This window comes from Tenacibaculum dicentrarchi (genome assembly GCF_964036635.1).
GTDB lineage: Bacteria > Bacteroidota > Bacteroidia > Flavobacteriales > Flavobacteriaceae > Polaribacter > Polaribacter dicentrarchi.
The window spans coordinates 1-23,743 of record NZ_OZ038524.1 but is presented as its reverse complement, the minus strand read 5'-3'; the positions used below and the strand labels follow the sequence as shown (position 1 = coordinate 23,743).

17 protein-coding genes are annotated in these 23,743 nt (G+C 27.9%); 8 read left to right on the top strand and 9 right to left on the bottom strand.

What is annotated here, in order from left to right:
• Nucleotides 1-3: 3 nt before the first annotated feature.
• The 3 genes from mfd to ABNT14_RS00075 are packed head-to-tail and all read right to left on the bottom strand — an operon-like array spanning nucleotide 4 to nucleotide 8,275.
• Complete coding sequence (mfd, locus tag ABNT14_RS00085) at nucleotides 4-3,336, bottom strand: transcription-repair coupling factor (protein WP_101902180.1); 3,333 nt, start codon at nucleotides 3,334-3,336, stop codon at nucleotides 4-6.
• Between the two features lie 51 nt (nucleotides 3,337-3,387).
• Entirely contained in the window at nucleotides 3,388-7,041 is a 3,654-nt protein-coding gene (locus tag ABNT14_RS00080) for an AAA family ATPase (protein ID WP_101902181.1), read from the bottom strand.
• A gap of 31 nt (nucleotides 7,042-7,072) precedes the next feature.
• A complete protein-coding gene (locus ABNT14_RS00075; RefSeq protein WP_101902182.1) occupies nucleotides 7,073-8,275 on the bottom strand; it encodes an exonuclease SbcCD subunit D C-terminal domain-containing protein in 1,203 nt (400 codons plus the stop codon).
• Nucleotides 8,276-8,529: 254 nt separating this feature from the next.
• Between ABNT14_RS00075 and ABNT14_RS00070 the strand changes: the two genes are divergently transcribed.
• Both ABNT14_RS00070 and ABNT14_RS00065 read left to right on the top strand, forming a co-directional pair.
• Nucleotides 8,530-8,964, top strand: a complete 435-nt coding sequence (locus ABNT14_RS00070) for a TerB family tellurite resistance protein (RefSeq protein WP_101902183.1) — start codon at nucleotides 8,530-8,532, stop codon at nucleotides 8,962-8,964.
• Nucleotides 8,965-9,008: 44 nt separating this feature from the next.
• A complete protein-coding gene (locus ABNT14_RS00065) occupies nucleotides 9,009-9,602 on the top strand; it encodes a hypothetical protein (RefSeq protein WP_101902184.1) in 594 nt (197 codons plus the stop codon).
• A 61-nt stretch (nucleotides 9,603-9,663) separates the two neighbouring features.
• Here ABNT14_RS00065 and gltX read toward each other — a convergent pair whose 3' ends face one another.
• Both gltX and ABNT14_RS00055 read right to left on the bottom strand, forming a co-directional pair.
• Nucleotides 9,664-11,181 carry a glutamate--tRNA ligase gene (gltX, locus tag ABNT14_RS00060; protein ID WP_101902185.1) on the bottom strand — a complete coding sequence of 506 codons (1,518 nt, stop codon included), beginning with the start codon at nucleotides 11,179-11,181 and terminating at the stop codon, nucleotides 9,664-9,666.
• Between the two features lie 135 nt (nucleotides 11,182-11,316).
• On the bottom strand, nucleotides 11,317-11,673 hold the full coding sequence (locus ABNT14_RS00055) for a DUF6567 family protein (protein ID WP_101902186.1): 357 nt from the start codon (nucleotides 11,671-11,673) through the stop codon (nucleotides 11,317-11,319).
• Between the two features lie 108 nt (nucleotides 11,674-11,781).
• Here ABNT14_RS00055 and ABNT14_RS00050 point away from each other — a divergent pair, with 108 nt between their 5' ends.
• The 4 genes from ABNT14_RS00050 to ABNT14_RS00035 all read left to right on the top strand — a co-directional run bounded on the left by ABNT14_RS00050 (nucleotide 11,782) and on the right by ABNT14_RS00035 (nucleotide 18,478).
• A complete protein-coding gene (locus tag ABNT14_RS00050) occupies nucleotides 11,782-15,150 on the top strand; it encodes a DUF4175 family protein (RefSeq protein WP_101902187.1) in 3,369 nt (1,122 codons plus the stop codon).
• Between the two features lie 36 nt (nucleotides 15,151-15,186).
• A complete protein-coding gene (gene ybeY, locus ABNT14_RS00045) occupies nucleotides 15,187-15,603 on the top strand; it encodes an rRNA maturation RNase YbeY (RefSeq protein ID WP_101902188.1) in 417 nt (138 codons plus the stop codon).
• 29 nt (nucleotides 15,604-15,632) lie between these two features.
• Nucleotides 15,633-17,510, top strand: a complete 1,878-nt coding sequence (gene mnmG, locus ABNT14_RS00040) for a tRNA uridine-5-carboxymethylaminomethyl(34) synthesis enzyme MnmG (protein ID WP_101902189.1) — start codon at nucleotides 15,633-15,635, stop codon at nucleotides 17,508-17,510.
• Between the two features lie 110 nt (nucleotides 17,511-17,620).
• Entirely contained in the window at nucleotides 17,621-18,478 is an 858-nt protein-coding gene (locus ABNT14_RS00035; RefSeq protein ID WP_232175814.1) for a class I SAM-dependent methyltransferase, read from the top strand.
• Between the two features lie 141 nt (nucleotides 18,479-18,619).
• Here the strand turns inward: ABNT14_RS00035 and ABNT14_RS00030 are convergent, their stop codons facing one another.
• Nucleotides 18,620-19,018, bottom strand: coding sequence for a DoxX family membrane protein (locus ABNT14_RS00030; protein WP_101902190.1), 399 nt, complete (start codon nucleotides 19,016-19,018; stop codon nucleotides 18,620-18,622).
• Nucleotides 19,019-19,148: 130 nt separating this feature from the next.
• Here ABNT14_RS00030 and ABNT14_RS00025 point away from each other — a divergent pair, with 130 nt between their 5' ends.
• Together ABNT14_RS00025 and ABNT14_RS00020 are read left to right on the top strand one after the other, a co-directional pair.
• Nucleotides 19,149-20,075, top strand: coding sequence for an SPFH domain-containing protein (locus tag ABNT14_RS00025; RefSeq protein ID WP_101902191.1), 927 nt, complete (start codon nucleotides 19,149-19,151; stop codon nucleotides 20,073-20,075).
• Nucleotides 20,076-20,079: 4 nt separating this feature from the next.
• Nucleotides 20,080-20,397 carry a heavy metal-binding domain-containing protein gene (locus ABNT14_RS00020; protein WP_101902192.1) on the top strand — a complete coding sequence of 106 codons (318 nt, stop codon included), beginning with the start codon at nucleotides 20,080-20,082 and terminating at the stop codon, nucleotides 20,395-20,397.
• A gap of 77 nt (nucleotides 20,398-20,474) precedes the next feature.
• Here ABNT14_RS00020 and ABNT14_RS00015 read toward each other — a convergent pair whose 3' ends face one another.
• From ABNT14_RS00015 to rnr, 3 genes are all read right to left on the bottom strand, one after another.
• Entirely contained in the window at nucleotides 20,475-20,690 is a 216-nt protein-coding gene (locus tag ABNT14_RS00015) for a Sec-independent protein translocase subunit TatA/TatB (protein WP_101902193.1), read from the bottom strand.
• Between the two features lie 32 nt (nucleotides 20,691-20,722).
• On the bottom strand, nucleotides 20,723-21,403 hold the full coding sequence (locus ABNT14_RS00010) for a head GIN domain-containing protein (protein WP_232114075.1): 681 nt from the start codon (nucleotides 21,401-21,403) through the stop codon (nucleotides 20,723-20,725).
• An 87-nt stretch (nucleotides 21,404-21,490) separates the two neighbouring features.
• Nucleotides 21,491-23,707, bottom strand: a complete 2,217-nt coding sequence (gene rnr / locus ABNT14_RS00005) for a ribonuclease R (protein WP_101902194.1) — start codon at nucleotides 23,705-23,707, stop codon at nucleotides 21,491-21,493.
• Between the last annotated feature and the right edge of the window lie 36 nt (nucleotides 23,708-23,743).

Sequence of the window (23,743 nt, the reverse complement as noted above, 5' to 3'; positions counted from 1 at the left end):
TGATTATATTTTTTGTAATAAATTTAAGGCTGTTTGTACTGAATCAATTCGAATAAAAGTAACTAGTAATCGTAAGCCATTTTTAGTTTCTTTCTGTTTCATTACGCAACTTTTCGGGTTTTGTTGTACATATTGTAACATCTTTGTAAAGCCTTCCGTTTCGTAAAATTTACTTTGCTGGTCAGCTATAAAATATCCTACTAAACGTTTTTGTTTTAGAATAATTTTTTCAAGCCCTAACTCTTTCGCCAACCATTTTATACGAACGCTGTCTAATAAATCTTGTACTTCTGGTGGATATTCGCCAAACCTATCAACAATTTCGCTTTCAAATGTTAATAACTCTTCTTCTTTTGTTAATTTCCCTAAATCATTGTATAAACTTAATCTTTCGGTTACTGAATTTACATAAGCATCAGGAATAAGAATTTCAAATCCTGTTTCAATTTGTACATCTTTTACATATTCTTTGGGTGTTTTTTCATCCGTAGCATATAATTCTTTAAACTCATTTTCTTTGAGTTCTTCAATAGCTTCTTGTAATATTTTCTGATAGGTTTCAAATCCAATATCATTGATAAATCCACTTTGTTCACCTCCTAATAAATCTCCAGCTCCACGAATTTCTAAATCTTTCATGGCGATATTTAAACCGCTTCCTAATTCTGAAAATAATTCTAAAGCCTCGATACGTTTCCTCGCATCAGTAGTCATCATATGATAAGCTGGCGTAATAAAATAACAGAATGCTTTTTTATTCGACCTACCAACACGACCACGCATTTGGTGCAGGTCTGACAATCCGAAGTTATTCGCATTATTGATAAAAATAGTATTGGCATTTGGCACATCCAATCCACTTTCAATAATGGTGGTTGATACCAATACATCAAACTCATTATTCATAAAACCGAGCATCAATTCTTCTAGCTTTTTACCTTCCATTTGTCCATGACCGATACCGATTTTAGCATTCGGAACTAAACGTTGTAATAAACCTGCTACTTCCTTAATATTTTCGATTCTATTATGGATAAAAAACACTTGTCCTCCACGAGAAATTTCATAAGAAATTGCATCTCGAATAGTTTCTTCGCTAAAGCGGATGACATTGGTTTCAATAGGATGACGATTTGGTGGTGCTGTTTTTATTACTGATAAATCTCTGGCTGCCATCAAACTAAATTGTAAAGTTCTTGGTATTGGCGTAGCTGTTAAAGTAAGCGTATCCACATTTTCTTTGATGGTTTTTAACTTGTCTTTTACGGCAACTCCAAACTTTTGTTCTTCATCAATAATTAACAATCCTAAATTTTTGAATTGCAGTTTTTTATTAGTTAATTGATGCGTTCCGATTACAATATCTACACTTCCATTTGCAACACCTTCTAAAACAGTATTTCGTTGTTTTACCGTTCTAAATCGATTCAAATAATCAACCGTAACAGGAAAATCTTTTAATCGTTCAGAAAAAGTTTTAAAATGTTGAAACGCTAAAATAGTTGTAGGCACTAAAACGGCTACTTGTTTTCCGTTATCGACAGCTTTAAAAGCCGCACGAATTGCTACTTCTGTTTTACCAAAACCAACATCACCACAAACCAATCTATCCATGGGTTGCGGTTTTTCCATATCTATTTTTACTGCTTGAGTAGCTGTAAATTGGTCAGGCGTATCTTCATAAATAAAACTCGCTTCCAACTCATGTTGCATATGTGTATCAGCACCAAAAGCATAGCCTTTTTGTAATTTTCTTTTAGCATATAATTGAATTAAATTATATGCAATATGTTTAACTCGAGCCTTCGTTTTTTGTTTTACTTTTTTCCAAGCACCAGAACCTAATTTATATATTTTAGGTGGTTTTCCGTCTTTTCCGTTAAACCTTGATATTTTATGCAACGAATGAATACTTACATATAAAATATCTCTATCGCCATAAATTAATTTAATTGCTTCTTGTTTTTTTCCTTCTACATCTATTTTTTGAAGTCCTCCAAATTTTCCAATTCCATGGTCAATATGTGTTACATAATCGCCAATTTCTAGTTTGGTAAGTTCTTGTATACTTATAGATTGCTTTTTTTCGTATCCATTTTTTAAGCGAAATTTATAATAACGCTCAAATATTTGATGGTCGGTATAACAAACTATTTTATTTTGATTATCTACAAATCCCTGATACAAAGGAAAAACAATGGTTTCATAAGAAACTTCGGCTTCATTATCATCAAAAATATCATGAAAACGCTGAGCTTGTTTATCGTTAGAACAGAAAATATAATTGGTAAATCCTTTTGCTGAAAATTCATTAAAATTCTGAATTAACAAATCGAATTTTTTATTAAAAGAAGGCTGTGCAGTTGTATCAAAAGTAATATTTGTTACATTTTTGATACTAGATTTACTCATATTTACCGTAGTAAATTGTTGTAATTCTTGTTGAATTAAAGCACCATCACAAAATAATTCGGATGGTTTTGAGCGTTTTATTTCTGTCGATAATTCATCAAATGAAAGTTCAGCTTTTTTAAAAAACGTATCTAAATTTGTTGTAATTGTGGTTATATCTTTTACAAAAATTGCTGTTTTAGCCGATATATATTTTAAAAAACTTTCTCTATTTTCTTGTAGCCCTTTGTTTTCTACATTGGGCATAATACTTATTTTTTGATGTTTTTCTTTTGATAATTGCGTTTCTACATCAAAAGTTCGGATGCTTTCTACTTCATCGCCAAAAAATTCCATTCGATAAGGTTCATCGTTCGAAAATGAAAACACATCAATAATTCCGCCACGTACTGAAAAATCACCAGGTTCAGTAACAAAATCTACTCTATTAAACTGATATTCAAACAATACTTCGTTTACAAAATCGGGAGATACATTTTCGCCAACTTTAATTTTTAAGGTATTTTTATCGAGTTCTTTTTTGGTAACTACTTTCTCAAACAACGCTGTTGGATATGTTACAATAACAGCGGGTTTTCTTCGTGAATTAATCCGATTTAAAACCTCTGAACGCAATAAAACATTGGCGTTATCTGTTTCATCAATCTGATAAGGTCGACGATACGAACCTGGATAAAACAACACGTTTTTATCGCCTAATAATTGCTCTAAATCGTTTAAATAATAGGCAGCTTCTTCCTTATCATTAAAAATTAACAAGTAGGGTTTTTCGGATTTTTTAAAAGTTTCAGAAATAACAAAAGACAACGAAGAACCAACCAAATTCGATATTTGAAAGTGGTTTTGTTCTTGTTGAAGCTCTTTAACAATCTGTTTGATAGTATCAGATTGTTGGTAATGGTTTACAATCAATTGTTTGCTCAACGTATAAGTATTTTATACAAATATACGTGGTTTATTTTTTTAAATATTTTATTACACAACATCTAAAACACTAACACCGTTACTTTTTTTGGTTATTTGTATTTGCGTCGGAATACGTTCTTTCAGGTTTTCAACGTGCGATATAATCCCAATCATTTTTCCCTGTGCTTGTAAAGTTTCTAAGGTTGATATTACCGTTTCAAGCGTATTGCTGTCTAAAGTTCCGAAACCTTCATCAATAAAAAGCGAATCAATTTTGACATTTTTACTCGCCAAATCCGATAAACCTAACGCCAACGCCAAACTAATAATAAACTTTTCGCCACCACTCGAAGTATCTACCAAACGAGATTGGTCAGTTTGATAATGGTCAATTAAATTAAAATTAAGCTCCTCTTTTGGCTTGTATAAATCCTCCATTTTTAAGGAATAACGCTTGTTCAATTTGTACAAATGAACATTGGCAAGGTCTAATAAATGCTTTAAAGTTAAACGTTGTACATACACATTAAACGCATCTTTTGAGTTCCCGATAATTTTAAATAACTCTTTCCAAACGTTACAAATTTTAGTTTGCGCATCAATTTTTTGATACACTTCTTTATTCCTATCTTCTATTTCTTTATCTTTTCTAAAAGCTTCTGATATTTCCCCTTTTTCCGTTAAATATTCTTTATTTTTTTGTTGAAAATCGGCTAATTTTAGTTTGCTATCTTCCTCTGAAATTTCAAAGTTTTTATGGTTATTTAAAGATTCTTTTGCTTTTATATTCTCTTCTTTTAACGTTTTTAATTCAACTTGTTTTTTGTTGATTTCTTCTTTATTTCGAATATATTTTTCTTTAATTTCTTTTGATAGCAAAGCATTTTCAATTGCTTCTTTCGACTCAAAATCACTATTTTTTAGTTGATTCTTAAAATCAATTTCTAAGCTTTTTATTTCTTCGGATAAAACCTTAAAATCTTGATTATTTTTAACTTTTAACGCTTCTTTTGCTGATTTATCTTCTGATAATTTCTGTAAATACTTTTTACTTTCTTCTAGTTTTATTGACGCTTCTTTACATCTTAATTGTAAATTTTCACGCTTTTTTTCTATGCTCATTTCAAGAGGTAAAATACTATTTCGTTTTTCTTTTAAAAGCTTCGTATTATTTTCAGATGCTGATTTTTTTTGAAGAAACTCATTTTGAGTTTTTATATAATTTCCTACTTGTTTTTTAGTATTTTCTAAATCAAGATTATTTACTTTCTCTTCGGATTTTAAAGCTTCTAAATTTTGTTGAATTTTTAAGTATTTAGTAACAGATTTCTCAATATTTTCGATAAATAAATCAGCCTGATTTATAGTTGGTAATTCGTACTTAAATTCAGCCAAATTCGTTTTTAAAGTATTTTTTAAGTTGTTACAAATACTCCTTAAATCATCCGTTATCTTTTCTTTAGATATTATTTCTTCGGTTGCATTTTTATTTTTCTCTGTGAGTCTTACAACTTCTGTTTTAAGTGTATTTATTTCGTTTTTCTTTGATTCAATTTTTTTAGATAAACTGTCTTTATCAATTTGTAATTGTTGCGTATTTTTTAAATTATCAGCAAGTATTTTTAGTTTTTCTGAGATTGAATTTAATTCAAAATCAATTTTAGAAATATTTGTTAAATCACAATCAATATTTAAAGTTTTTGATTTTAATTTCAGTTTTTTTACAACTTCTAAAATTGAATTTATTTGAGTTTGTAAAGCTTCAGTATTTATATTTAATGCTGTTTCTTTTATCTTTAAAGCTACTTTTGATTCTTCTAAATTTTTTAAAATATTTTTTCTTTCGATAAATATTTTTTCAGATTCTGAAACGCCAACAACTTCCAACTTTTCTGCAAACGGATGTTCTTCTGAACCACATAAACCACAAGGTTCACCTTTTTTTAATTTTTTACGGTCGGCCTCGTAATTAGCGATACTTTTTTCTAAATTCAGAATTTTTTCAGCATCTTTAACTGATATTTCTTGTTTTGAAATATCAGTTTTAAGACTTTCAATTTTTTCTTTACAATTGATTAATTCAGTTGATAAATTTGCTTTTTGAGTTGTTTTTTCAGATTGTTCTTTCTCATTTTTCAGAATTTCTTCAGATAAATTTTTAAGTTCTTTCCAATTATTCTCTGATGTAGAAAGTGTTTTTTGATTTGCTAATAAATCAGCAATTTTATTTTTTGATAACTTTGTTTTTATAACTAAAATTTCTTTTTCAAACTTTTCAATTTCGATATTTTCTTTAGATAAATAATCAGTTTTTTCTTTTAAAGATGTCTTTATTTTTTTTACTTCTTCATTTTTTCCATCAATAAAAAAAGCATTTTCTTTTAAAGTTTTTTTATGTGCTTTTAAAGTAATTAACTCTGAATTCCAACTAGAAATATGATTTTTAACTTCTAATAAAAATTTATTTTGATGTAATTTATTTTCATCAATTTTAATATTTCCTTTTATTTTATCTAAATCTGATTGTAGCTTATTTTCTTTATTTTTAAACTTTGTAATTTCTTCTTTTAACTCATTTAATTTTTTAGATGATTGAAAAGTAATATCAATTTCATTTTTTAACTGAGCATCTAAGTTTGTAATTTCATTAAATTTTGGCAACCAAATTTTAAATTCTTTATCTGTATTTTCTAAAGCTATTGTTTCATTTTTAACTTGATTTTCTAAATTTTTAATTTTAGGTATAAGCTCTTTTAATTCCTTTTCTATTTTTTCAACTTGATTCTTTTTATCAAAAATATTTTTATCATTTCTTTTAAAATTTTGAATCAATTCTATAAAAGGAGATGCTTTTTCATCTAAAGATAATAAGCTTAATTCTTGTTTATAATCATCAACAAAAAGAGATAGTTTTTGAGTTTCTTTTTCCAGAGTTACATCTTTATCAAGTAATTTTTGATAATTTATATACCAATTGATAACAGCTGCAATTTTTACTATTTCTTGTTCATTTTTAGCAATATCGGTTGATAAAATTGCTGATTTTTGTGATAATTCTTCTTTTTCTTCTTTTGATAAAATATCATCAGCATTTATTTTACCTTTAATTATAGCTAATTTTTTTTCTTCGGATGATTTTCTATTTAAAATTTCTTCACCTATTTTTTTATAGATTTGTTCGCCAGTAATTTGCTCTAATAATTTTCCTTTTTCAGGACCTTTTGCTGATAAAAAAGATGCGAATTCACCTTGAGCTAAGAGTACAGATCGTAAAAATTGATTGTAATCTAATTGCGTTACTTTTTCAACTTCTTCAATATATTTTCTTTTCTGATTTGCTATTATTTTCTCGGTAGATAAATTTTTTAAACTAACTGTTTCAATAGGATTTTTTAAAAGAACTCCTGCTTTATTTGCTAATCGTATGCCCCAATATCCTTCATAAATAAAATTATTATTTTCGAAAGTAACACTAGTAAAAGCATCATTTGCACCATGACTAACAACATCAATTAAAGTTCCTTTTGTTCCTTTAAAACGAGGAATATTATGATACAAAGCAATTGTAATTGCATCTAAAATTGTCGTTTTTCCTGCTCCTGTAACTCCTGTTATAGCGTATAAACCAACATCTTTAAAGTTTTCATTTTCAAAATCGATAACAATTGGAGTTTCTGATTTTAAGGAGTTTATATTTTGTAATGTTATCTTTAAAATTTTCATAACAAATTTTTATTGATTTTTTTTTGAATTATTATTGTTTTTTAACTGCTTGTAAAACTTCATTAAAAGCATCCCAAACTTGCTGATTTTCTTCTAAATCAAAATCCATTTCTTCACACTTTAATTTAAAAACTTCGGTAGGAACTAATTCTTTTATGGAGGTTGCATCTGCTAATAATTCTTCAATTCCTTTTATTTTTCGTTGATTTTTTAAGCTGATTTTTAATATTTCAAAATCGTATGATTCGGAAGCTATTTTTAATTCATCAGTTTGTATGGTATTATCTTCATCTAAAACAATTTCTATCCAAGGTTTTAATTGATACGAATTGGAAATGATACTCGGAAATTTAGCGATACAATCTTCCATACTTCCTTTTAGTTTGTAAAATTCTCTAAAATTAGGAATGATAATATCTTCAATATTGGTGATTTTATTTGCTGATACTTCTAAAACAATAATTTTTTTATCATAATTAAGTTCACTAAAACTTAAAATATTTGGAGAACCTGAATATCTAATTTTATCATTTTCGCCAACTATTTGCGGTCTGTGTAAATGTCCTAAAGCTACATAATCAAAATACGTTGGAAAATCTTCGGCACCGATATGCCCCAGCGTTCCTACATAAATATTTTGTTCGCTGTCAGAAACCGAACCGCCCGTAGCAAATAAATGTCCCATGGCAATAACGGGTGCATTGCTGGTATTTATTTTTTCACATTCAATAGCTATTTCTTGATAATGATTGATTAAAGCTTTTTTATATTTATCGGTTAAATCATCAAACGATTCACCAGCTACGGCACGCCTGATATCGCCATCACGTAAATACGGAACAGCTCCAATAATTACTTTTTCATTATTTATAGTTATTTCAAAAACCTCATCCGCACTATTTTCGGTGGCTTTACCAACTACTTTTATCGATAAGGCATTTAATAATTCTTTAGGAGCGTTTAAAGTTCCTGGTGAATCATGATTTCCGCCTGTAATAATGATATTTTTACAGGAAGTTTTTTGAAGTTTTACCAAAAAATTATAATACATCGCTAAACTTTGATTTGAGGGCGAACCGGTATCAAAAACATCTCCTGAAATTAAAAGCAAATCTATTTTTTCATCAATAATATAATTTTCTATCCAATTTAAAAATAATGTTTGCTCTGCTAATTGCGATTGTTCGTGTAATCGATGTCCTAAATGCCAATCGGCAGTATGAAGTATTTTCATTTTATTGATGTTTAACGATTATATTTTATATCTTGTCAATAGGTAAAAATACGTTACTTTATAATTTATCTGAAAAAATAAAAGTAGATATCAGTTATATCTTAATATTTTATCAAAAAAAGATTATTTTACAAAAAATAACAGAAAAATATTCGTATATTTCTTGAGTTTCATAAATTGTTTTTCGTGACTTTTTTTTCATCTTTGTATCCTAAATAATGAATACTTAATTTTAATTATTAAAAAATAAAAAAATGTCAATATCAGATTTATATTCTACAGGAAAACACAAACAAGAAATAGGACACTTTGCAAGTGTTGTAAAAATTGCAAAAACTGATGGCACTATTTCAGAAAAAGAACAACAATTATTAGAAAGAGTTGCAAAAAAATTAAACATTGACCAAACAGAATATACGGCAGTTTTAAAAAGTCCTGAAAAATATCCTGTAAACCCTCCTGTGAGTTATGACGAGCGTATTGAGCGTTTATATCGTTTAACCAAAATGGTTTTTGCTGATGAGCATGTAGATAAAAAAGAAGTAACTCTTATGCAAAAGATTGCTGTTGCCTTACAATTTCCTACCGATAACGTAGAAAAGGTTTGTGATGAAGCAATTCATTTAATAAATAATGATAATGATTTAGAAGATTTTACAACTGCTATTAAAAAAGTAAATACTATTTAAATGATATTATAATTAATAATTTTTTCAAAACAACCCCTCTTTAAATGATAAATAAAGTTATACTTACTGTACTCCTTGGTTTTTCAATCAATTTATGTTCACAAAATTTAAATGATTCATGGCAAATAGGTATTGGTATGGGTATTACACATTTTAATGAATCGAATGCCGCTTTTATTGGTGATACCAATATGTTTCAAGTACCAGTACTTAATTTAACCGTGCCAATTAGTAAACGTTTATCAGTTAATGGAGCGATGTCAGTAAATACGATTGACAATGTGGGTTTTATGGAAAATGAAGTTCGTTATTTTTCTATGGATGCTTCATTACGTTATAATTTTAATGCAATTTTCGATAAATTTAGCCCCTATATTTTTACAGGTGGAAGTATTGTTGACTCTGAATTAAAAGCAACTCCTACCTTAAATATTGGAGCGGGTGGTATTTATTGGTTTACCGACAGAATTGGTTTAAATCCGCAACTATATTACAAGCATTCTTTTGATAGTTATCAAAGTATGCGTTCGCATATTCAAACTACTTTATCGGTTGTGTTTAACCTTAATTGGAACGCTAATAACCGTAATCGTAATGGGTCACAATCAAGACCTGATTGTTATTATAATAAATATTAATAACTATTTTTATACTAAAAAACGCCACTTTATAAAGTGGCGTTTTATATTTATTATCTTATTATGATAACTTTTCGATGGCATTTTTAATTCTTGCAATCGTATTTTCTTTTCCAATCATTGTCATGATATCAAATAAATCAGGACCTGCTAATTTACCTACTAAACTTAAACGAAGCGGTTGCATTACTTTACCAAAACCAATTTCTTTTGATGTTATCCATCCTTTAATTTCAGTTTGAGCGTTTTCTATGGTAAAATCTTCAATGCTAGAAATTACGGTAATTAATTCTTGCATTAATTCGCTAGTAGTTTCTTTCCATTGTTTTTTGGCTGCTTTTTCATCATATGCTGATGGATTTTCAAAGAAAAAATTGGATAATTCCCAAAAATCAGCAACAAACGTAGCACGCTCTTTTATTAATGATACTATTTTTTGAGTGAAATTTTCATCCGCAGTAATTCCTTTTTCTTCAAGAATAGGAATATATAAAGCGGTTAATTCTTCATCAGATTTTGTCTGTAAATATTGCTGATTAAACCACTTTGTTTTGTCTGGACTAAATTTCGCTCCTGATTTACTAACTCTACTTAAATCAAAAGCTTCAACTAATTCTTCTAATGAAAAAATTTCTTGCTCCGTACCAGGATTCCATCCTAATAAAGCTAACATATTTATAAAAGCATCGTTAAAATAACCGTCTTCTTTATATCCTCTTGAAATATCAGCAGTTTGTTCATTGGTATATTCTAATGGAAATACAGGAAATCCTAATTTATCACCATCACGTTTACTTAATTTTCCTTTTCCTACAGGTTTTAAAATTAAAGGTAAATGTGCAAATTTTGGAGCTTTCCAATCAAAAGCACGATATAATAAAATATGTAATGCCATTGATGGTAACCATTCTTCACCACGAATAACGTGCGAAATTTCCATTAAATGGTCATCAACAATATTTGCTAAATGATAGGTTGGCATTCCATCCGATTTAAACAATACCTTATCATCTAAAACATTGGTATCAATTTTAATTTTTCCACGGATTTCATCTTCTAAAATCAAGGTTTCATCTTGTGGCGTTTTAAAACGAACAACATATTTATCGCCCGCAGCTAATTTAGCTTCAACTTCTTCAGATGAAAGTGCTAATGAACTGTTTAATTTCTCACGATTATGCCAATTATAAGTAAACGTTTTTCCGTTTTCTTCATGGTTTTTACGATGTGCATCTAACTCTTCATCAGTATCAAACGCATAATAAGCCCAACCATTTTTTAATAAAATATCGGCATATTCTTTATATAGTTCTTTACGTTCTGACTGACGGTAAGGTCCGAATTTTTCATTATTATTTGGTCCTTCATCAAAAGGTATATTACACCATTCTAAAGCATCAACTATATATTGTTCGGCATTTTTAACATAACGAGTTTGGTCAGTATCTTCAATACGTAACACAAAAGTTCCGTTATATTTTTTAGCGAATAAATAGTTAAATAAAGCAGTTCTTACACCACCAATATGTAAAGGTCCTGTTGGGCTAGGAGCAAAGCGTACTCTTACGTTATCAGTCATTTTTTGTTGATTTGAAGCTACAAATATAGTTGATAATCTAATTTTATTATAAAATAGTGTATCTTTAGTTAGAAAATAAAATACAAAAAGAGATAACTTTATTAATTATCTCTTTTTTCTAATTTTTTTAAAAAATTATTTTGTAAACTCAATAATCTCTGCAGTTACTCTTGTAAGGACTTTTGTATCATGTTCTATAATATCAGTAGTTATATTTATCAAAGCTCTACTTCCTGTTAATTCTACTCCTGCATTTTTTGCATTTTCAATTAAATTAAGTTTTGCTTGTACTAATGCACCTTCATTATTTTTAAAATTAAATTTTTTCTTTTTTGAATAAGATTCTCCTGAAAAAGACCCTAAACACTTAAAATTAGCTTGATTTAAAACAACTTGAGTTTGATTGTGTTGTCCTATATCTCCTAAATACCTACTTGTTTTACAAGAAATAGATACTACAGCTACTACAGCTAAAATCATTAATTTTTTCATATATTTTTTTTTAAATAAAATTTTTGTCTAAAATACAGAAAAAAACACGTAATTTAAAATTCGTTTATAGATGTTCTGTTTTTTACATAACACTATGTATTCAATAATATGGCAAACTTTAATACAATAGAACAAAAATTACAGCTGTTTAGTAAAAAATACTATACAAGCGAATTAATAAAAGGAAGCATTTTATTTATTTCTTTAGGTTTAATATACCTTTTATTTACGCTATTTATAGAGCATTTTTTATGGCTTAAACCCAATGCAAGAACTTTATTATTCTGGTTATTTATTTTTGTACAATTATTTTTATTGATACGTTTTATATGTTTTCCTATATTTAAAATTATAGGATTAAAACAAGGAATTTCTTTTGAAGAAGCATCAAAAATAATAGGAAGTCATTTTCCTGAAATACAAGATAAACTATTAAATCTGCTGCAATTAAATCAAAATAATACTAAATCTGATTTATTAATAGCTAGTATCAATCAAAAATCAGAAGAAATACAACCTGTTTCTTTTAACAAAGCAATCGATTTTAAAACTAATATTCGCTACTTAAAATATGTGTTAATTCCGCTAATTATTTGGGGATTATTTTTTTTAACAGGTACTTCTAAACAATTATCTGAAAGTTTTAATCGAGTGGTAAATCATTCGGTAGCTTATAAAGCTCCTGCGCCTTTTTACTTTAATATCACCTCAAAAAACTTGACTGTTATTAAAGAAAAAGACATTACTGTGTACGTACAAATAACAGGAAAAACTGTTCCTGAAGAAGTGAAGATTCATTTTAATAAACAACAATATTTCTTCAAAAATGAAGGAAATGGTTTGTTTTCTTATACTTTTACACAAGTACAAAATCCTATTGATTTTTATGCAAGTGCAAATGGCATTACTTCGGATATTTTTAAAATATCGATAATAAATACGCCTTCGATTCAAAATATTTCATTGCATTTAACCTATCCGAACTATATCAAAAAGAAAAATGAAATCATTAAAAACACAGGAAATATAATTGTTCCACAAGGAACAATTGTAAAATGGGCAGTTAAAACTTCTGAAACTGATAGTGTTCATTTACTTTCAAAGAACAAACGTTTTGCTTTTTTAAAGGATACTAAAAATAAATTTCAATTTAAAAAACAAGTAAAAAAGGCACTCAATTATCAAATTACAACGACCAATAAAAATTTAAAAGATTACGAAAAATTACAATTTTCGATTGGAGTTACTAAAGATGAATATCCGACAATTAATGTAAAATCTAATATTGATAGTATATCGCGTGGAAATGCACAGTTTGTAGGGCAAATTTCTGATGATTATGGTTTCAAAAAATTAGAATTAGTTTATTATGATAAAAACAATAGTCAACAAAATCAAAAAATTAAAAGAATAGAACTTACTAAAAACACCTTACAAACCTTCTTTTTTGAATTTCCTGATAACTTGAATTTACAAAAAGGAGTTAACTACGAAATGTATTTTCAAGTATTTGATAACGATATTATTAACGGTAGTAAAAAAACTAAAAGTCAGAAATTTTCTTATCGACAAAAAACAAAAAATCAAATTGAAACGGAACTTTTACAAGAACAACGTAATCATATTCAAAATTTAGAAAAGTCTTTAAGTAAGCAAAAAGAAGATAAAAAATCATTAGAAAAAATTCAGTTTGAGCTTCAAAATAAGAAAAATGTAAACTGGAATAATCAGAAAAAAATTGAAAGTTTAATTAAGCGTCAAAATCAATATAAAAAAATGATGCAACGACAAACTGATAATTTAAAAGAAAATTTTTCGGAGAAAAAAGAGAAAAATGAAGCCTTAAAAGAAAAGAAAGAAGACTTAAAAAAACGAATTGAAGAGCTTAAAAAATTAGATAAACAACAAAAATTACTAGACGAACTTGAAAAGTTAGCCGAAAAATTAAATAGAGAAGATTTACTGAAAAAAACTAAAGAATTAGCCGAACAAAACAAACAGCAAGAAAAAAGTTTAGAGCGTATTTTAGAAATGACCAAGCGTTTTTATATGGAACAAAAAATGCAAAAAATAGCTGATAATTTAAAAGATTTATCAAAAAAACAAAAAGATTTAAGTAAAAAAGAAACATCTAAAGAAGCTAATAAAAAAGCTTCCGAAAAAAATAATATTGAAAAAATAAAAGAAGAACAACAAAAGATAAACAACGATTTTCAGAAAATTAAAAAAGAGCTAAACGAACTTAAAAAAGATAATAAAAATTTAAAATCTCCAATGGAAATTCCAAAAATGGAAGATTTAGCAAAACAAGCTCAAAAAGAATTAAACAAAGCAAAAGAAAATTTAGAAAAGAAAAACGAATCTGAATCGAAAAAAAATCAGAAAAAAGCTTCTGATAAAATGGATGAAATGTCTCAAAAAATGCAAAAATCAATGCAACAAATGAGTGCCGAATCTGAAGAAGAAAACATGGAAGGTTTACGTCAGGTTTTAGAAAATTTAATTATGTTTTCTTTTAACCAAGAAGATTTAATGAATATGTTTTCAAAAAGTAATTCGGCACATCCTAATTTCGGAAAAAATTTACAAAAGCAATTTCAACTTAAAACTTATTTTGAACATATTGATGATAGTTTATTTGTTTTATCAATGAAAAATCCTAAAATATCTTCAAAAATTCAAGACCAACTTTCTTTAGCTCATTATAATTTAAATGAATCTTTAGAAAGTTTTGCCGATAATAAATTTCGACAAGGTATTACAAGTCAGCGCTATATTATGACTGCCGCAAATACCTTAGCCGATATGCTAAGCAACGCGCTTGATGCCATGAAAAACCCGAAACCTGGCAAAGGAAAAGGTAAGGGAAAAGGAAAATCTTTTAGCCTGCCCGACATCATTAAAAAGCAAAGCGAATTAATGAAAAAAATGAAAGATGGAATGAAAAAAGGAGGAAAACCTAAAGATGAAAAAGGAGGCAAAAAGAAAGGAAATAAATCAGGAAAAAAAGAAGGCGGAAATAAAAAAGGTAACGGCGAAAGTGAAAAACTAAATGACGAATTATATCAAATTTATAAAGAACAAGCCCAATTAAGACAGCAATTAGAAAAGGCGCTTCAACAAAATAAAAATGGAAAAGGCGGAAATGGGAATGCTAAAAAAGCCATAAAAAAAATGGAACAGCTAGAAAACGACATTTTAGAAAAAGGTTTTACCCAAAAAAATATTGACAGAATGCAGCAATTAAATTATCAATTACTGAAATTAGATAAAGCTACTTTTGAACAAAATAAAGGTAAAAAACGAAAATCTGACACTAATTTAAAGGAGTTTTATAGCAAAAATATCAAAAAATTAAAGTTTAAAAAGTTGTTTTATAACCAAACAGAAATATTAAACAGACAATCATTACCTTTGCAACCTGATTATAAAAAGAAGGTACAACAGTATTTTAGCCTTCCTAAAAGCAACAAATAATACTTAAAAATATTATTTTTAAACAACTAAAATAACATGATTGAATTTAATTACGAAACCGATTTTCAACTAAAAAATGAAGAAAAAACGGCACAATGGATTTTAAATTGTATCGAAAAAGAGGGTTTTGAATTAGGAGAAATAAACTATGTTTTTTGTGATGACACCTATTTACATAAAATGAATGTGGAGTTTTTACAACATGATACCTTAACAGATATTATCAGTTTCGATTATACCTTAGGAAAATTAGTTGGTGGAGATATTTTTATTTCGATTGAAAGAGTAAAAGAAAATGCAGAAGAGTTTAATGTATTATTTGAAAACGAATTGCACCGAGTTATTATTCATGGCGTATTGCACTACATGAAATACAAAGATAAAACGGATGAAGAAAAACAAATAATGCGTAGTAAAGAAAATGATTCTTTAAAACTTTTAAATTTAAACTAAAATCGTTCCTAATGGAACAGCTTTAAAAAATGAGTTTATTTAATACAACATACGATGTAATTGTAGTAGGTGGCGGACATGCTGGTAGTGAAGCTGCCGCAGCAAGTGCAAACATGGGAGCGCACACATTACTAATAACAATGAATCTTCAAAATATTGCTCAAATGAGCTGTAACCCTGCTATGGGTGGTATTGCGAAAGGACAAATAGTAAGAGAAATTGATGCCTTAGGTGGTTACAGTGGAATTGTAACCGATAAAACGGCTATTCAATTTAAGATGCTTAACAAATCGAAAGGACCTGCAATGTGGAGTCCTAGAGCACAATCTGACAGAATGCAATTTGCAGAATGTTGGAGAAATATGCTTGAAAAAACCGATAATTTAGATTTTTATCAAGATGCCGTAAACGGATTAATTTTTGATGAAAATAAAATTGTTGGCGTAAAAACAGCCTTAGGTTTAGAAATAAAAGCCAAAACAGTAATTATTACTGCAGGTACTTTTTTAAATGGATTAATCCATATTGGTGAAAAAACCTTTGGCGGTGGTAGAGCTGGTGAAGGTGCTTCAACTGGTATTACTGAAGATTTAGTTGAAAAAGGTTTTGAAGCTGGAAGGATGAAAACAGGAACTCCGCCAAGAGTTGATGCAAGGTCTTTAGATTTTTCTAAAATGACTGAACAACCTGGTGATGAAAATCCTGAGAAATTTTCTTACTTGCCAATTACTGAAAAATTAACCACACAGCGTTCTTGTTATTTAACCTATACAAATCAAAAAGTACACGATATTCTTCGTGAAGGTTTTGACCGTTCGCCAATGTTTAACGGTAGAATTAAATCAACAGGACCAAGATATTGCCCATCAGTAGAAGATAAAATTGACCGTTTTGCTGATAAAGAACGTCATCAAGTTTTTGTAGAACCTGAAGGATGGAATACCGTAGAAATTTATGTAAACGGATTTTCTACCTCATTACCTGAAGATGTTCAAGACAAAGCAATTAGACATATTGCAGGTTTTGAAAATGTAAAATTCTTACGTTTTGGATATGCTATTGAATATGATTTCTTTCAGCCAACACAATTAAAACACAACTTAGAAACTAAGTTAATTGAAAATTTATTTTTTGCAGGGCAAATTAACGGAACTACTGGTTACGAAGAAGCTGCTGCACAAGGTTTAATGGCAGGTGTAAATGCGGCTTTAAAAACTCAAAATAAAGAACCTTTTATCTTAAAAAGAAGTGAGGCTTATATTGGAGTTTTAATTGATGATTTAATTACAAAAGGAACAGAAGAACCTTACAGAATGTTTACTTCTCGTGCCGAATATAGAACGTTATTAAGACAAGATAATGCTGATTTACGTTTAACAGAAATAGCTTATAATCTTGGTTTAGCATCTAAAGAAAGGTTAGATAGAGTAATAAATAAGAGAACTAAAACAGCCGAGCTTGTTAAATTTGTAGAAAATTTAAGTGTTAAACAACAAGAAGTAAATCCTATTTTAGAAAGTAAAGGACTTAGTTTAATTAATCAATCAGTTAAATTATTTAAAATTGCTACTAGACCACAATTAACATTTAATGATTTTAGAGTTATTGAAAAACTAGAAAATTATCTTCAAGAAAATGAAATAGATAAAGAAATAATTGAACAAGTTGAAATTCACTTGAAATATTCTGGTTATATTGAAAAGGAAAAAAATAATGCCGACAAATTAAACCGATTAGAAAACGTTAAAATTCCTGCTAAATTCGATTTTAATAAAGTTCATTCATTATCACATGAAGCTAGAGAGAAATTAAATAAAATTCAGCCAACTTCAATATCACAAGCTAGTAGAATAAGTGGTGTATCACCAAGTGATATTTCTGTTTTATTAGTTTACATGGGAAGATAATAATTAAAAAAAATGATAAAAAAACGTTCCTTATGGAGCGTTTTTTTTTACGTATTATTGCAATAATAAAGCATCAATATTCAGCTTAGAACATCATAAAAAATAAAAAATTGGAAACAACAAAAGAGCTTTACAAAAATCTTACACCATTACTAAATTGTATAGATCATACGGTTTCTGATGAAAGTTACGAAGTAATGTATAACAAAAAATATGATATGCTTGTTACTTCACCTGTTCCTCAAAATTTAGAAAACTACTATGTAAGTGATGCTTATATTTCACATACTGATAGTAAAAAAACGCTGTTTGATAAAGTATATCAACTAGTAAAAAATCATACTTTAAAACAAAAATTAAAATTGATAAATTCTTTTAAATCCGAAGAAAAAACAATTTTAGATGTAGGTGCTGGTACTGGTGATTTTTTAAAAGTTTGTAAAGAAAATAATTGGAAAGTATCAGGAGTTGAACCATCAGAAAAAGCTAGAAACTTTGCTTCAAAAAAAAATATTGAACTTCAAGAAGATATTTCAAACTATAAAGGAGAACAATTTGATGTTATTTCTCTTTGGCATGTTTTAGAGCATGTTCCTAATTTAATTGAATATACAAATCAATTAAAAAAATTATTAAAACCAAATGGTGTTTTAATTATTGCAGTGCCAAATTATAAAAGTTACGATGCTAAAAAGTATAAAGAATTTTGGGCGGCTTATGATGTTCCAAGACATTTATGGCATTTTTCTAAAACAGCGATAAAAAAAATATTTGCAACTACTAATATGAAAGTTGTAAAAATACTTCCAATGAAATTTGATGCTTTTTATGTTTCTTTATTATCAGAAAAATATAAAAATAATACATCAAAACCAATTAGTGCTTTTTTTACAGGATTAACATCAAATATAAAAGCAAATAAAAATGGAGAGTACTCTTCTTTAATTTTTTTGATAAAAAACAATTAAAATCATTTTAAATATGTTTTTATGTATTTAAAATAAATAAACACATATTTATATTGTTAAATATAAAAAACCTCTTAAATAATTATTTTAAGAGGTTTTTTGTATAATTAAAAATTATTACTATTTTTTTTATTATAAATTTTAATTATTTAATAAGTGCATTCCTAAAACTGTTACAATAAAATAGACTGCTAACGACATTGCTCCTGGATAATCTTTAGCTAGTCTTTGACCTATCAAAAGAAAAATTAAACAGAGTGCTGAAATTTGAACTCCTAATAATGCTAAATTAGCATCATTCATTGTTATCAAATTAAAAATTCCGATAAACATAAAAGCTCCAGCAATTAATTCCATCACTAAAATTACCATCAATAAAAGTGGTACTGAGTTTTTTAATGGCGAATCTTTAAAATGTTCTTTGATAAAAGCAACATTTCCACTCCAATCAGAAACCTTATCAATACCCGATTGTAAAAAAGTAACAATTAAAAAAAGTAAAATTAAAATTACTGTTCCATGTTGTTGAATAACTTCCATATAATTGATTTTTAAATTATTTTTAAATAAAAAATTAGTAACAAAACTAAAGAAAAACCTTCTATAAATATCTATTATAAATAGTATCTTTAACCAATACTTAAAATTACTAACTAAAAAAATTAAAACTATGTCTGTTTATTTATATCCAATTATATTCTTTGGATTAATTATTTTATTAAAATCTTTTTTTACCGTCAAACAACAAACAGCTGCTGTTATTGAACGTTTTGGTAAATTTCACAGTATTCGTCAATCAGGATTACATTTAAAAATTCCATTAGTTGATAATATTGCAGGAAAATTAAGTTTAAAAATTCAACAATTAGATGTAATTATTGAAACTAAAACATTAGATAATGTTTTTGTAAAACTAAAAGTATCGGTTCAATATAAAGTTATAAAAGAAAAAGTATATGATTCATTTTATAAATTAGATTATCCTCACGATCAAATAACTTCTTATGTATTTGATGTAGTTCGTGCCGAAGTTCCTAAAATGATTTTAGATGATGTTTTCTTAAAAAAAGATGATATAGCCATTGCTGTAAAATCAGAATTAAATGAAGCAATGATGACTTACGGATACGATATTATTAAAACATTAGTTACTGATATTGACCCTGATGCACAAGTAAAAGAAGCAATGAACCGTATTAATGCTGCTGATAGAGAAAAAACTGCGGCTCAATATGAAGGTGATGCACAACGTATTTTAATTGTTGAAAGAGCTAAAGCAGAAGCAGAAAGTAAACGTTTACAAGGTAAAGGTATTGCTGATCAGCGTAGAGAAATTGCACGTGGTTTAGAAGAATCTGTCGAAGTTTTAAATAGAGCAGGAATTAACTCACAAGAAGCATCGGCATTAATTGTAATTACACAACATTACGATACATTACAATCTATTGGTGCTGATACAAATAGTAACTTAATTTTACTACCAAATAACCCAAATGCAGCAAGTTCTATGTTAAATGATATGGTAGCTAGTTTTGCAGCTACAAATCAAATAGGCGAAAGTATGAAGGAAAGTAAGAACCTTAAAAAAGACGCATAATATTATGATTATAACTACAACACCTAACATCGAAAATAAGCCAGCTAAAGAGTATTTAGGAATTGTTACTGGTGAAACAATTATTGGAGCTAATTTTATTAAAGATTTTTTTGCAGGAATTAGAGATATTGTTGGAGGACGTTCTAGTTCATATGAAAAAGTATTGCGAGAAGCAAAAGATACATCTTTACAAGAAATGCAAGAAAGAGCTAAATCTTTAGGTGCAGACGCTATTGTTGGTGTCGATTTAGATTATGAAACCGTAGGACCAAATGGCGGAATGCTAATGGTAACAGCCTCAGGAACGGCAATTAAATTTTAAAAATCACTTTATATATTAATTCTATAAATGAAAAAAACCGAAGTAGATACTTCGGTTTTTTTATCTAAAATAATTATTTATTTTTTTTCTTCAGAAGACTTTTTAATTTCTTCACTTTTTTCAGCTAATTCTTCTTCCGATTTAGTTGCATCTTTAAATTCTTTGATTCCTGTACCTAAACCTTTCATTAATTCTGGAATTTTTTTACCTCCAAACATTAACAATGCTAATCCAACTACCAAAGCTATTTGCATTGGTCCAATCATTCCTAAAAATATACTAAGTGAAATCATTTTATTAAATTTTACATTACAAAGATACTAAATTAAACTCGCTGTTCAATTACTCCACCGATTACTTTTTTTTGTTTCAAAATTTCTGGAGTTCCTTTATAAAAAATAGAACCACCAAAAGAAACTTTAGCATCTAATGTTTCACCAGCATTTACTTCAACTTTAGCTCCTGAACCTGCTCGAACATAATTTAAGTCGGTTACCGTTAAATTATACCCATGATACATACCTCCTAAATTAGCCGTTACATTTTGATTTTTAGTTGATCCTGAAAGTTTTATAACAGCTCCCGATGAACTTTTAACCGTTAAATGTTTCACTTTAACAACCATATTAATAAAAGCACCTTCTTGTGCTTTTATTTCAATTGCTGGCTGTTCCATTATTTTTGCGGTAATTATTGCACCTTCATTTGCGTCAATTACACCTAAATTTGATTGATAATAAAGCGTTACTTTAACTGTACCATCGGCAGTTGTTTCAGGAAATTTTAACGATAATTTTAACGTATTATTTTTACTTTTAACTGTTACCTTATCTGCTTTTTCTCCTGTAACAACCACTTTATTTTCTGTTGATTTTACTAAAAGTACATCAATACCGTTAAATACTTTTACCTCTGTAAATTCACCTATTTTTTTTGTAATCGTTGTTTGAGCAGCTGCTAAAAACGACATCAAAATCAAACTTAAAAACATTATTTTTTTAATCATAATTATTGTTAGTTACTTGATACATCCAATAATTGTACCAATACAATAAAGAAAAAAACTGTTTTTTATTGTATTGGCATCTATAAATTAATGTGATACTAAATGAAAATCTAAATGTTTACGTTCTAAATCTGTATTTTTTACCTTTACAACAACTTTATCTCCTAATTGAATTATGTTATTAGATGACTGTCCTACAATGGCATACTGTTTTTCATCAAAAGTATAATAATCATCTTTTATGTCTCTAATTCTAACCATTCCTTCACATTTATTAGAAGTAATTTCTACATAAATTCCCCATTCGGTAACACCTGAAATAACACCTTCAAATTCTTCATCTTGATGATCTTTCATGTACTTTATTTGCATATATTTTATGCTAGAACGTTCTGCTTTTGCAGCTAATTCTTCCATTTGTGATGAGTGCTTACATTTTACTTCATATTCATCAGCTTTTGGCGAAGTTCCTCCATCTAAATAATGTTGTAATAAACGGTGTGTCATTACATCAGGATAACGACGAATTGGCGATGTAAAATGCGAATAATAATCAAAAGCTAAACCATAATGTCCAATATTTTGAGTTGTATAAGCAGCTTTACTCATCGAACGAATTGCTAAAGTTTCTACCATATTGGCTTCTCCTTTACCCTGAACATCATTTAATAATTTATTTAAAGATTGTGATGTTTTTTCTTTAGTTTCGGTATCTATTTTGTACCCAAATTTATTGATAATATTCTGTAAAGAAGCTAATTTATCAATATTTGGTTCATCGTGTGTACGATATATAAAAGTACTTTTTGTTTCTTTTCCTTTAGAAAAACCAATAAATTCGGCTACTTTTCTGTTTGCTAATAACATAAATTCTTCAATAAGTTTATTAGCATCTTTCGATTCTTTAAAGAAAACTCCCACAGGATTTGCTTTTTCATCTAAATCAAACTTTACTTCTACTCTATCAAATGAAATTGCGCCTGCTTTCATACGTTTTTTACGTAATTTTTTGGCTAATTCATCTAGTTTTAAAGTAGCTTCAACTATTTCTGGAGCTACTTTAAAACTTTTATCAATAATTGAAATATCTACAGGCATTTCGTAGGCTTCAATATTTTCTGATAATTTACAGTTTTCTATAATTGATTGTGCTTCTTCGTAAGCAAAACGCTGGTCGGAATATGTTACTGTTCTACCAAACCATTTGTTAATAATTTGAGCTTTTTCATTCATTTCAAAAACTGCTGAAAAAGTTAATTTTTCTTCATGCGGACGTAAAGAACAAACTCCGTTACTTAACATTTCTGGTAACATTGGCACTACTCTATCTACTAAATAAACTGATGTTGCTCTATCATAAGCTTCATCATCTAAAATAGTTTTTGGTTGTAAATAATGCGAAACATCGGCAATATGAACTCCTATTTCATAATTTCCGTTTTCTAATTTTGTAAATGATAATGCATCATCAAAATCTTTAGCATCTTTTGGGTCAATGGTAAAGGTTAAATCTTTACGCATATCTCTTCTTTTTGAAATTTCGTTCTCAGTAATTTCAATAGGTAAATTTTCGGCTTCTTTTTCTACTTCTTCAGGAAATTCATAAGGCAAACCATATTCTAATAAAATAGAATGTATTTCGGTTTCATGTTCGCCTGGTTTACCTAAAACTTGTGTAATTTTTCCAAACGGATTTTTAGAATTTTGTGGCCAATCAGTCATTTTTACAACAACTTTTTCACCGTCTTGTGCTCCGTTTAATTTATTTTGAGAGATAAATAAATCCACAGGCATTTTTTGATTATCAGGAATTACAAATCCAAAATTTTTGTTCATTTGTAAAATACCTACAAATTCTGTTTTTTTACGTTCAATTATTTCAACAACTTCAGCTTCTAATTTAGAAGACCTTCTTTTATTATAAACAAAAACTTTAACAGTATCTTGATGTAATCCTTTTCCTAAATTTATTGCAGGAATAAAAATATCATTTTCAAAATCATCAGACATAAAATATGCATTTCCTGTTGATGTTACATCTAAAGTTCCAATATGATATTTTCGGTCGTTATTTATTTGATATTTACCTCTATCAACTTCTTTAATTTTTTTTGTTTCGTATAATTCTACTAATTTTTTAAGTACTTGGCTTTTTCCATCACCATCAGAAATACCAATTTTACTTGCAATCTGTTTGTAATTATATGTTTTTGAAGTGTCTTCTTTTAATATTTTGAAAATCTTTAAAGTTAAGTCTTTAATTACTTTTCCCTTTTTTTTATATATTTTTTTCTTTCTAGTCATTAATCTTTCGTCTTATTGTTAATTATCACCAAAATA